This is a genomic window from Candidatus Dadabacteria bacterium (genome assembly GCA_026705445.1).
Taxonomy (GTDB): Bacteria; Desulfobacterota_D; UBA1144; order Nemesobacterales; family Nemesobacteraceae; genus Nemesobacter.
The window spans coordinates 41,397-52,932 of the sequence record JAPPAR010000025.1 but is presented as its reverse complement, the minus strand read 5'-3'; the positions used below and the strand labels follow the sequence as shown (position 1 = coordinate 52,932).

At 50.2% G+C, this 11,536-nt stretch carries 11 protein-coding genes and 1 tRNA gene; 8 read left to right on the top strand and 4 right to left on the bottom strand.

The window, feature by feature from the left end; genetic code table 11:
- The first annotated feature begins 1 nt into the window (after nt 1).
- Entirely contained in the window at nt 2-694 is a 693-nt protein-coding gene (locus tag OXG75_06225; protein ID MCY3625566.1) for a glycosyltransferase family 2 protein, read from the top strand.
- Nucleotides 695-708: 14 nt separating this feature from the next.
- Here the strand turns inward: OXG75_06225 and OXG75_06220 are convergent.
- Nucleotides 709-782, bottom strand: a tRNA-Arg gene (locus OXG75_06220).
- A gap of 39 nt (nt 783-821) precedes the next feature.
- Nucleotides 822-1,637: a glutaminyl-peptide cyclotransferase gene (locus OXG75_06215; GenBank protein MCY3625565.1), complete on the bottom strand. Its 816-nt coding sequence runs from the start codon at nt 1,635-1,637 to the stop codon at nt 822-824.
- A gap of 181 nt (nt 1,638-1,818) precedes the next feature.
- Here OXG75_06215 and OXG75_06210 point away from each other — a divergent pair, with 181 nt between their 5' ends.
- From OXG75_06210 to OXG75_06185, 6 genes are all read left to right on the top strand, one after another.
- On the top strand, nt 1,819-3,327 hold the full coding sequence (locus tag OXG75_06210; protein ID MCY3625564.1) for a hypothetical protein: 1,509 nt from the start codon (nt 1,819-1,821) through the stop codon (nt 3,325-3,327).
- 177 nt (nt 3,328-3,504) lie between these two features.
- Nucleotides 3,505-4,164 (top strand): metal-dependent transcriptional regulator, encoded by a 660-nt coding sequence (locus tag OXG75_06205; protein ID MCY3625563.1) that lies wholly within the window; start codon nt 3,505-3,507, stop codon nt 4,162-4,164.
- Between the two features lie 11 nt (nt 4,165-4,175).
- Entirely contained in the window at nt 4,176-5,159 is a 984-nt protein-coding gene (locus OXG75_06200; protein MCY3625562.1) for a zinc ABC transporter substrate-binding protein, read from the top strand.
- Entirely contained in the window at nt 5,159-5,935 is a 777-nt protein-coding gene (locus OXG75_06195; GenBank protein MCY3625561.1) for a metal ABC transporter ATP-binding protein, read from the top strand. Before OXG75_06200 ends, OXG75_06195 begins: the two co-directional genes overlap by 1 nt.
- Nucleotides 5,935-7,059: a metal ABC transporter permease gene (locus OXG75_06190; GenBank protein ID MCY3625560.1), complete on the top strand. Its 1,125-nt coding sequence runs from the start codon at nt 5,935-5,937 to the stop codon at nt 7,057-7,059. The genes OXG75_06195 and OXG75_06190 overlap by 1 nt, the downstream gene beginning before the upstream one ends.
- A complete protein-coding gene (locus OXG75_06185; protein ID MCY3625559.1) occupies nt 7,056-8,156 on the top strand; it encodes a metal ABC transporter permease in 1,101 nt (366 codons plus the stop codon). The genes OXG75_06190 and OXG75_06185 overlap by 4 nt, the downstream gene beginning before the upstream one ends.
- A gap of 17 nt (nt 8,157-8,173) precedes the next feature.
- On the opposite strand, the gene OXG75_06180 is transcribed toward OXG75_06185, so the two are convergent.
- Nucleotides 8,174-8,854: a hypothetical protein gene (locus OXG75_06180; protein ID MCY3625558.1), complete on the bottom strand. Its 681-nt coding sequence runs from the start codon at nt 8,852-8,854 to the stop codon at nt 8,174-8,176.
- A 115-nt stretch (nt 8,855-8,969) separates the two neighbouring features.
- On the opposite strand from OXG75_06180, the gene OXG75_06175 reads away from it, so the two are divergent.
- Nucleotides 8,970-10,178, top strand: coding sequence for a glycosyltransferase family 4 protein (locus OXG75_06175; GenBank protein MCY3625557.1), 1,209 nt, complete (start codon nt 8,970-8,972; stop codon nt 10,176-10,178).
- A 1-nt stretch (nt 10,179) separates the two neighbouring features.
- Here OXG75_06175 and der read toward each other — a convergent pair whose 3' ends face one another.
- Nucleotides 10,180-11,523 carry a ribosome biogenesis GTPase Der gene (gene der, locus OXG75_06170; GenBank protein MCY3625556.1) on the bottom strand — a complete coding sequence of 448 codons (1,344 nt, stop codon included), beginning with the start codon at nt 11,521-11,523 and terminating at the stop codon, nt 10,180-10,182.
- Nucleotides 11,524-11,536: the final 13 nt, after the last annotated feature.

Sequence of the window (11,536 nt, the reverse complement as noted above, 5' to 3'; positions counted from 1 at the left end):
CATGGAAAAGACGGTTGTTATAATCCCTGCCTTAAACGAAGAGCGCTCCATAGGGCAGGTGATCGGGGATATTCCCCGGGACCTCGTTACGGAGATAGTGGTCGTTAACAATGGTTCGACCGACTCCACGGCAAGCGTTGCCTCGGGCTGCGGAGCTACGGTCATAGACGAAGAGAGAAGAGGGTACGGGCAGGCTTGCCTTGTGGGGATAGATTACATTAAGAACTCTCCGTATCCTCCTGATATTGTAGCGTTTCTGGATGGAGACTATTCTGATTATCCGGGAGAAATGAAAACCCTCATCTCACCGATAACCGAGGGCGGATATGATCTCGTCATAGGGTCAAGAACCATCGGTGAAAGACAGAGGGGGGCGCTTCTGCCTCAGGCCCTTGTGGGCAACTATGTGGCGACCAGGCTTATAAAGCTGTTTTACGGAGTGAGCTTTACCGACCTTGGTCCCTTCAGGGCCATAAGATACGACAAGCTCCTTTCTCTTGGCATGAGAGACAGGACTTTCGGATGGACGGTTGAGATGCAGGTGAAGGCCGCCAAAAAAGGGCTTCGCTGCACAGAGGTTCCGGTGAGTTACAGGAAGAGAATAGGAACTTCAAAGGTAACCGGAACAATCACGGGAAGCTTTATGGCCGGGGTGAAGATCATCTGGGTGATATTCAGGCAATTTTTTTCGTAGGGTTTTTGCTGGCGCGTCCCCGGCAGGATTCGAACCTGCGGCCTCAGGATTAGGAATCCTGCGCTCTATCCAACTGAGCTACGGGGACACAGAAGGGGAAATGAGTCTACCCGCTTGGGTTTCCGGTTCAAGGGAAAGGGGAACCGAATCTTATCTCGAAAATCTCAGACCAGTTCTTTCCGGTGATAAGAAAAGTGCGGGAGGAGGGTTTCCAGGCGATTCCGTTCAGCACTCCCGCTTTGTCCGGAAAGCTCAGCCTTTCCCTTAGTTCCCCCAAGTTTATCCGTCTCTCCACCATGCCGCTGTAGGAATCTACGACCACTATATCGTCCGACTGCCATATATTGCAGTAGATTTTTCCCTCCACGTATTCAAGCTCGTTAAGCATGGTGACTGCCGATCCATTCTCCTTTACGCTTAAGACTTTCGTTATCCCGAAGTTCCTAGGGGAAAGAAAATACAGTTTTTCGGTCCCGTCGCTCATTATGAGTTGAGTTCCGTCGTCGGTAAGTCCCCAGCCTTCGGTGAGATAGGTAAACGATTCTTTCTGCTGCAGGCTCCCTTTGTCGTATATGAAACCCTGTCTGGACCTCCAGGTGAGCTGGTATATGCTGTTGCCTATTATGGTAAGACCTTCGCCGAAAAATTCCCGGGGGAGATCTGTCTTGGCGAGCACTTTCCCCGTGGCAGGATCCGTTTTCCTAAGAGATGACTTTCCGTATAGTCCGGTACTTTCATAAAGGAAACCGTCTCTGTAGGCAAGACCCTGAGTGAAGGCGGTTGGGTCGTGCGGAAAAGAGTTAAGCACCTTGAAGGTAGTCCGGCTCGGAGGATTTTCCTTGTTTTCTGTTGTGGAACCTGCGGAGAGGGTAAGGAGGAAGAAGCAGACAAGACCTGCCACGCCCGCAAGGGGTTTTATTCTTTTATGCTGCTGCTTCCGCATGGGGCTTATTCTAAGGCATAAATACCTCTTTTTAAAACTTCGAATTTTGGAATTATATAGAATTCTACCAAGCTCTTAGGTTTTGATTTTCCTTCCTGCATTCCATAGAGTGCGTACTTGATGTTCTTTGACCTTTCCCCATGTATTTATTGCATTTCAACTTCAGCCTTGATTTAATAAGATGGCTGTTGGCCGTCATTGTTATTTAAGTTCGGTAAAAAAAATTATTGGAGAGGTAATTAGCGTGAAGATTAAAATGCACGGGATTTTGTTAAGTCTGTTTTTTGCACTTGGTGTTAGTTTCTTATTCGGCACCGAAGCGTCCGCTCATGAATACAGGGGTTATTCCCATAGTCCAGACCTCGATATAGATGTGGAAAACATCGGTGTTGGAGACGAGGCTTCCATAGAGAAAATGGCCCGTCACTTGGCAGAGCACATTGCACTGATCCAGGAGGACTCAAACCTTAGTCGCCCGGAGCAAGCCAGAGAATTAGTGATATTGGGACAACGGGCGAGGGATCTGGGAGTCTTCAATAATGGTGAAGTCTACTCCATCCTTGTAAACCCCGAGGGATATATAGTAAACCATGGATTGTATCCCGACCTGCATTTCAAAAAATATTTTCCTTCCTTTGAGTTTAGAAATGGGGACGGCATGACGACCATAACCATGGAGGCTCTGCTCGACAGCGAGGAACCGGCATGCGTAGATTACCACTATGACGGACAAGATAGAATGGTATGTGCAATGAGCGTGGACATCTTCTCCGCCGGTGGCCGTACAATCAATGTAGTGGGTTTTCATCACGCAAGGGATGACTACAATCTAATCGAGAGGGACAATCCTAACTGTAATGATCCCCTGTTCAGCCTTCCTGTTACCGCAAAGCAGGTTAACGATGAACAAGATCCGCAAGAGAAGGAAGAATCGCTTGTACAGTATGTGAAAGCAGTTGCCGAGGGATTGAAGGCACGCCAGGACAGGATAGCACTGCAGCTACTCAGAGATGAACCCGGACTCGTCTCCATTGCCACAGGGCTTGTTCCGGGCAGCACACCGGAACAGATACAGTCTGCGGAGGAAGAACTCGGAGAAAAATCTGTCCGGATAGCTCTCAGTACAACAGGCTGTCTTGCCAGAGGAGATTACAGGGAGGGTTCTATATATCCCTTCATGCTGTCTCCCGAGGACGGCACCGCAGTCATAAACGGGCTCGATTTCCATCTCTATGGACTAAGCGTCTCATTAACCGACCCTGACCCGATTCAGTGCGACGGAGCAAATATCCTGGAAGCTTTTCGCAATGCAGTGACAGATGGAAGCGGGGACCTGGCAGATTTGGCAGTGGGGAATCACGGCTTCGTCACATATCATTGGGACCATCCCGAGACTCTTGAGGACAACAACGAGGGCTATCTTGAAAAAAACGAAGTCCCGGGCTTCTCTATAAAGAAAGGCTATATTGAGGTGATAGACGTAACACCACCTTTTGCTCCTTCGGATACTCCCCCGTCTTGGCGTATCGTCGGTTCAGGAATTTATCTCGACAACGCAGAATATTGCAAAGAAGATGACGAAGGGTGCGCAATCGCCGCAACCACCCATACGCCTCAAAGTAATTTGCTTAACCTGTTTTTGATAGCATTTGTCTTGTTCTCGGCCGTTTTTCTGAGAAAGCATATTTAGATAGAGCGAGCGAAACAAAGGAACCGGGAATTTTCTCCCGGCTGAATATAACCTCTGAACTTTCCCTTGACAGCACACAGGTTTTTGCTAGAATTAAAAACAAATTTAGACAAGACTAAAATAATTTTTTGCCTGTCTGAATCTTAAGCGGCTTTTGCTTGGATAAAGAGAAAAAAGATGCTTTCGCAATCAATAGAGGATTACCTGAAGACCATTTACGAGGTTGAGACTTCCGAGGGGAAGGTTTCGACCAGTGCGCTTTCTGAAAAACTGGGCGTGTCTCCGGCTTCGGTGACGAGCATGGTGAAGAAGCTCTCGGAGAAAAAGCTCATAACCCACAAGCGCTACCAGGGAGTGAAGCTTACTCCCGCTGGCAGGAAAATAGCTCTTGAGATAATCAGACATCACCGGCTTATCGAGCTTTACCTCAAGGAGGCGCTAGGTGTTCCCTGGGACCAGGTGCACCAGGAAGCCGAGAAATGGGAACACGTGCTCTCAGAGGATCTTGAAGACAGGATCGACAAGTTTCTTGGTTATCCGGTGACCGACCCGCATGGTTCGCCGATTCCGCGCCGAGACGGCACCATGATCGTGAGGGAGTGCGATGCTCTTGTGGATGTGGAGCCTGACACCTTGGTGAGAGTGGTTGAAGTGAGCGATCATGACCCGGAACTGCTTCGTTACCTGGGCGGGATAGGTCTTTATCCCGAGACCGAGATGACAGTTGTTTCGAAGCAGCCTTTTAAGGGCCCCATAATCGTCGAACTGACCGGGAAGGAATATCCCATAGGGCGAAACGCTGCCAAGTACATACTGGTTGAGAAAGCGAACAACTGAGAGAGGAAAAAATGAGAATGATAACGGGCATAAGGTTCTTTCTGCTTTCTGGATTGCTGGTGCTCTGCGGAGCCTGCGCTGAAAGTAGCGGAAGCGTAAAAAGAGAAGGCACGATAAAAGTGGTTACTACCACCGCTATGATCGGAGACCTGGTCAAGAACATCGCCGGGGAAAAAGCGGAGGTCGTCTCGCTCATGGGAACCGGGGTTGACCCGCATCTTTACAAGGCGAGCGCCGGGGACGTGGAAAAGCTTGCCGGAGCCGACATGATTTTTTATAACGGTCTTCACCTCGAGGGAAAGATTACGGATGTTCTTGCGCAGATGAAAAAAAGCGGGATATTCACCGTGGGCGTCGCGGAGGGAATCGACAAGTCCTTGCTTCTTTCTCCCGAGGAATACGAAGGATACTACGATCCGCATATCTGGTTTGATGTCACTCTGTGGAAAAAAGCGGCCAAGGTGGTCATGGAGGCTTTCTCACTCTACGACCCGCAAAACGCCGGTATCTACAAGCAGAACGCCGAATCCTATCTCAAAGAACTGAGCCTTTTACAGTCTTACATACAGAAGAAGATAGCCTTGTTGCATCACGAAAGAAGGGTGCTTATAACGGCCCACGACGCTTTTAATTATTTCGGAAGAGGTTACGGATTTGAGGTAATGGGGCTTCAGGGAATAAGTACCGATTCTGAAGCGAGCGTTGCGGATATACAGAATCTCTCAAGGGTAGTTGCCGAGCGAAAAATTCCGGCAGTTTTCGTTGAAACTTCCATCTCTCCCAGATACATGCGTGCCCTTCGGGCCTCGGTGAAGGCAAGAGGTTTTGATGTCCGGATAGGCGGCAGTCTTTACTCGGACTCGATGGGGAGCCCGGGAACAGAAGAGGGCAGCTACATAGGGATGTTCAGAAGCAACGTGGATACTATCGTGGAATCCCTCAGCCGCAGTATCGAGGTTGCCGATTCCAAAGCCGAAGCCGCCGGAGATGGGTAATGAGCAGCGGAGAGCAGAATCCGGCCGTTCCGGCAGTCCGTGTGACGGACCTTACTGTCGCTTACGGCGACAAGACCGTTCTCTGGGATATAGACCTTGAGATTCCAGGCGGGTCGATGGTCGCCGTCGTGGGACCAAACGGCGCCGGCAAGACAACCCTGATAAAATCCATCCAGGGACTTGTTCCGCGCGTCGCGGGAGTCGTCTCCATCCACGGCAAACCTTACGAGAAACAGAGGAAGGAAGTGAGTTACGTTCCCCAGAGAGGTTCTGTGGACTGGGATTTTCCCACCTCCGTAGTGGATACGGTGAAAATGGGGAGTTACGGAGACCTGGGATGGATAAGGCGTCCCGGAAAAAAGGAGCATGAGAAGGCACTCAGCGCCCTTGAAAAAGTCGATATGCTTGAGTTTGCCCAGAGGCAGATAAGCCAGCTCTCCGGAGGGCAGCAGCAGAGAGTTTTTCTCGCAAGAGCCCTTGTTCAGAGCGCGTCGGTTTACCTTCTGGATGAACCTTTCCAGGGAGTTGACGCTACGACCGAAAAAGCGATAGTCAGGATACTGAAAGAGCTTACCGCCGGGGGAAAGACTGTGCTTGCGGTTCATCACGATCTTAACACCGTTTCCGAGTACTACGAGCGGATCGCCATTCTGAATGTGGGGCTTGTGGCCTCGGGGAGGGTGGATGAGGTCTTTAATTCCGAGAACCTCATAAAGGCTTACGGAGGCAAGACCTCCTTTTTCCCCGAAAGAAAATCGGCCAAAAGGGCAGTGTGATGCTTGAATTTGCAGTTGAGCTTTTCTCTGACTATACGGCCAGGACCATTCTCTTGGGAGCGACTTCCCTGGGCATTGTAAGCGGCGTGGTCGGCTCTTACGCGGTGCTTAGAAAGCAAAGCCTCGTAGGCGACGTCATGTCGCACGCGGCCCTTCCCGGAATAGTGCTTGCCTTCCTCATAATGGGAGTAAAGGAACAACTGCCGATCTTTATCGGGGCTGCGCTCTCAGCCGTCCTGGCGGTTTTTCTGATCAACCTGATTACCAGCAACTCGAGGATAAAAACCGACAGCGCGATGGGGATGGCGCTTTCTGTCTTTTTCGGGCTTGGCCTTGTTCTTCTTACCTACGCGCAGAAGATGCCGGATGCCAACCAGGCGGGGCTTGATAAGTTTCTTTTCGGCCAGGCGGAGGCGCTTGTCGGAAAAGACGTTCTTGTTATAGGTGTCACGGGGCTTTTCGCCCTTTTGGTTGTGGGACTTTTCTGGAAAGAGTTCAAACTTCTTTGCTTCGATCCGGATTTCGGAGGCACTATGGGTTTTTCCATGAAGTCTCTGGACCTGCTTGTTACGGCCGTCATAGTTACGGCGATAGTGATCGGGCTGCAGACAGTAGGGGTCGTGCTTATGAGCTCAATGCTCATTGCCCCCGCGGTTGCGGCCAGACAGTGGACCGGCGGTATGGGCTTGATGGTGATTCTTGCGGCCTCAATAGCGGCCGTCTCCGGCGTAACGGGTGTTGCGCTGAGTGCCGGGCTTGAGAACGTGCCGACGGGACCCGCGGTTATAGTCTGCGTGAGCGTTATCGCTTTTTTTTCGGTTCTTTTCTCGCCGAACGGGTTTTTCACCCTGAGATTCAAAGACGCCAGGAGCAGAAGGGAGATAAAGAAGGACTACGTCTTAAAAGCCCTGCACGATCTGGCTCTTGAGCATAACGACCCCGGCTACGCACATTCCGAGAAGCTGCTTGCGCTTGGAAGCGAGAAGGGGTTTAACGTGCGAAAAAGTCTTTTGCAGCTGCAGGAGGCGGGGCACGTGGAGAGAGCGGGGGAAGAGAACTGGCGGCTCACCCCAAGCGGTATTCGCGAGATCAGAAAGCTTTCACCGGTGGGGAGTAACGGATGAGCCCGCATCAGTTTGATATACAGCTGGTAGCCGTCATAGTTGCGGCTTCGTGCGCCATACCGGGGGCGTTCCTTGTTCTAAGAAGAATGTCCATGATGACCGATGCGATCAGCCATTCCATTCTACTCGGCATAATTCTCGCTTTTTTTCTCGTGAAGGACCTTTCATCGCCGATTCTCATAATAGGAGCCGCCGCAAGCGGGGTGCTTGCGATTTCGCTCATAGAGGCGGTTAACCGCGCAAGGCTGGTCAAAAAGGACGCGTCGATAGGGATAGTCTTCCCGTTTCTTTTCAGCGTGGCGGTCATACTGCTTTCCAAGTATGCGCGAAACGTGCATATTGACACCCACTCCGTGCTTCTCGGAGAGATAGCGTTCGCTCCTTTTAACCGCCTGATTCTCTCGGGTATGGACCTGGGACCCAAGTCGGTTTACGTAATGGGTTCGATTCTTCTTCTGAACCTGCTTTTCATTTCCTTTTTCTACAAGGAGCTTAAGGTGTCGACTTTTGACGAGAGCTTTGCGTCGTCAATAGGATTCCGTCCCCGACTCATCCACTACCTGCTTATGGCTGTTGTGTCGCTTACATGCGTCGGGGCGTTTGACGCCGTAGGCTCGATACTTGTTATAGCGCTTATAGTGATTCCGCCTTGCTGCGCCTACCTTCTTACGGATTCGCTTTTCAGGATGATTCTCCTGAGCGTGCTCTTTGGAATCTCGGCAGCCGTTTCGGGGTTCTGGGTCGCCAACTGGCTTGACGTTAACATAGCGGGTTCAATGGCTTTTGTGTGCGGGGTGTTTTTTCTCGTGGTTTTTCTCCTTGCTCCCCAAAGGGGATTCTTCGGCATAATGAGGGAAAAAAGAAAACAGAGGATGGACTTTGCCGAGGCTTCGCTACTTGTGAGTCTTTACAACCAGGAAAGAGGGGAGACGGTAAAGAACCACCCCGACAGCAGAGGTATGTTCCGATCGGCTGATTTCGCCTCAAAAGTGGTCGAATTTCTGAAGCGGAAAGGAGAAATAGCTGTTGCGGGCGGAAAGCTTTTTCTTACGGAGAAAGGAAGAGAGAGGGCGCGGATGACTGTGGAGGGGAGGTAGTTTGTTGCGGAATGGGCTCAAAGTATTTCAACTAAGTCTGCTTCTACGGTCTCGCCTATGCCCAGTTTCCCGTCTACCTTAACTTTGCGTCCCTCGACTATTTCTTCGCAAGGGAGATCCTCTTCGTCCCCTCTTTCAATATCAGTTCTTGATGTCAGATTGACTGTTACTTCCGTTTCGTTACCTTCAGATAATATTACTACCCTCATGGTTCCACTTGGTGTGGTGTCGTTGACACAGTTCTTCGAATCTACCTGCCCCTCGAAGCTTATATTAATGTAATCATACCTTGGGACTCTATCCTCAATTATAATATCCGCGATATCGATCGTAGCTCCCGGAAAAACGGGAATTCTTATTGTGCCAAGAGAGGAGTTTCCGTTCTCAAGAAATTCAAGTTCTGCTTTTGGATCGAGATTGTTTTCTATGCGGAAATCATCTCTTACAGATGTCGTATCTTCACAGCAAAATACTGTCTCATCTTTTACTACGCTTGCCTTTACAACAACGGTTGAATCCGTACCTATATCAGGAATTATCTCCTCGATAAATCCCGTGATTATCTCATTTTCTTCCACGTCCTCATTTTCGTTTCCGCCAAACTCGACATCCAGACCGCATCCCGAAACTGCGAATAAGGAAATAAAGAGGAAAAACAGGTAGATTTTCACGGCGCTTGCGCAGGTTTTTGTGTGCATTAAGATTCCTCGATTTCTAATTTGCCTGACATAAAAGATAACATGAAATTCATATTAGTTTATTTTTCTTCTCCGCTTTGACACTCCGGGGGATTTTACCGCAATATCAGCCGATATGAAAAAAACAAACGTGCTTTTCATCAACCACTCGGTAAGGGACGGAGGACCGGGAAGAAGCCTTCTCTACATACTGAAGTACATCGACCGGGATAAGATAAACCCTTTTGTGCTCGTGCCGAAACACGACATATTCTCTGAGAGCCTGAAATCCGAGGGCATCTTTGAAAACGTCATAGTCGACCCCAGGTTTCCCGAGAACATACAGAAATCAACAATGGTGGCGGACACCACACGGGCCCCGGGTCTTATGAGAGTTTTCTCAATAATCATAAACATAGTGAATATGCTCCGTCTGCTTTGCGGTTCCCCTAAGATAATCAGGGAAAACGGAATCGACATTGTCTACTGCAACGGAACCCTTGCAAAAATCGTGGGAACTCTGATCGGGAGGAAAAACAAAAAACCCGTTATCTGGCACGTAAGGAACATACAGCAGACGCGGTTTATGAAATCTTTAATGGAAACGCTCTCGGGGTTTCAGTGCGTGAAGAAGATAATATGCGTTTCCCGCGCCACGGCCAAGCCGTTTGAGAGGGCAAAAAACAAGGTTCACGTCGTCTATAACGGCATTGACCCCGCGGATTTCGACAGGGATTCCGTTCGGGGTTCTCTAAGAGAGGAGTTCTCCATCCCCCAAGATACAGTGCTTGTCGGAAACACCGGGAGGGTGGTTCCGAGAAAGGGCTACGTGGAATTCATCGACACTGTAAGCCGACTTGTCTCGGACGGCAATATCAGGGAGAAAACAAAGTTCGTTATAGTCGGAGATACTCCGTGGTTCTTTCCGAAAAACCATCTGCGGGAGCTTGAGGATCATGCGGAGAGGCTGGGGGTGCGGAATAGCTTTATCTTCACCGGGTACAGAAAGGACGTAAGGCCGTATCTTAAGGACTTTGACCTCTTCGTCATTCCGTCCAATTACCCGGATCCTTTCCCGAGGTCAGTGATAGAGGCGATGGCGTTCAGTCTCCCCGTCGTGGGTTTTTCAATAGGGGGAATAGCGGAGGCCATTGAGGACGGAAAGACCGGTTTTCTCTGCGCACCGGGGGATTTTCAGAAGATAGGGGAGAGCGTCTCGATTCTTGCACGGGACGCGGAGGCCCGGGGTGAGATGGGCCGAAACTCGAGGCGCAGGGTAATGGAAATGTGTTCCGCCGCCGAGCGAACCGCGGACGTACAGAAAATAATACTCGAGGCCCGGTGATCTAGACTTCCTTCCCTTCCCTGTCCCGAAACAGAAGCCTGAGGGGAGATCCCTCGAAGTCCGCGTACTCCCTTAACTTGTTCTCAAGGAACCTTCTGTAGTTCTCGGGGATACCCTTTGCCGAATTCGTGAAGATCGTGAATGTCGGCGGTGCGGTGAAAGGCTGCGAGATGTAGAAAAGCTTGATCTCCTTTCTTCTGTAGACCGGGGGAGGATGGCGTCTTGTAAGGTCTTCAAGGAACCTGTTTAGCTTTCCCGTGGAGATCTTTCTTCTGAAATTTTCCTCCACCCGCTCGACAGCGTCGAAAATTCTCCCGACTTTCTTGCCGGTAAGAGCGGAGATGGTCAGCACGGGGGCGTAGTCAAACCCGGTCAGTTTCTCCTTTGTAACCTCTTCAACTTCTTTGGGGTCCGCTATGTCCTCGGGAGCGAGGTCCCATTTGTTAAGCAGTATTATAAGGGCCCTGTTTCTGCCTTTAATCAGTTCCGCGAGGCGCGAGTCGTGGTGGGTCGGGCCTTCTTGACCGTCTATCATCAGCAGCACGATGTGGGCTCTTTCGATGGACCTTATTGCCCGGAAGACGCTGTGTTTCTCAACCGGGGCGTCTATTCTTGACTTTCTTCTTATGCCAGCGGTATCAATAAAGACGTATCTCTTCCCGTCTTTTTCATAGATGGAGTCAATGGAGTCACGTGTCGTGCCGGGTGTGGAGCTTGTTATGAGTCTCTGTTCTCCGAGTATTCTGTTCACCAGAGTGGATTTTCCCACGTTGGGTTTGCCGATAACGGCGATTCTCGTCTCTTCTGACTCTTCCGGTTCTTCCGGTTGCCCGGAGGTTTCTATGCAGGAAGCGATCTGCTCCACGAGTTCGTAGATATTTTTGTTGTGAAGCGCGGAAATCGCCATGAAGTCATCCGTGCCTGTTCCGTAGAATTCGTATGTCTTCAGCACCTGCTTTATGTTTCCATGGTCGATTTTGTTTACGGCGTAGATGACTTTTTTCTCGGTCTTTCGAAGATACCGTACTATCTCGGAATCCTGAGGCAGGACCCCGTCCCTGCCGTCAAAAAGCATCACCACGAGATCCGCTTCCGAGATAGCCACGTCTATCTGCTCTTTTATGAGTGAGTAGTCCTGGTCGTCTTCGCCGAGTGAAAGTCCTCCGGTGTCAACCAGGGTGAACTCCTTTTCCTTCCATCGGGTGTCTTCATAGACCCTGTCTCTCGTGACGCCGGGGATATCCTCTACTATCGTCTTGTTCCACCCTATTATTCTGTTAAAAAGGGTGGACTTGCCGACATTTGGTCTTCCGACTATGGCTACGACCGGCTTTTGCCCGTTCATTGCGTTTCTCCGT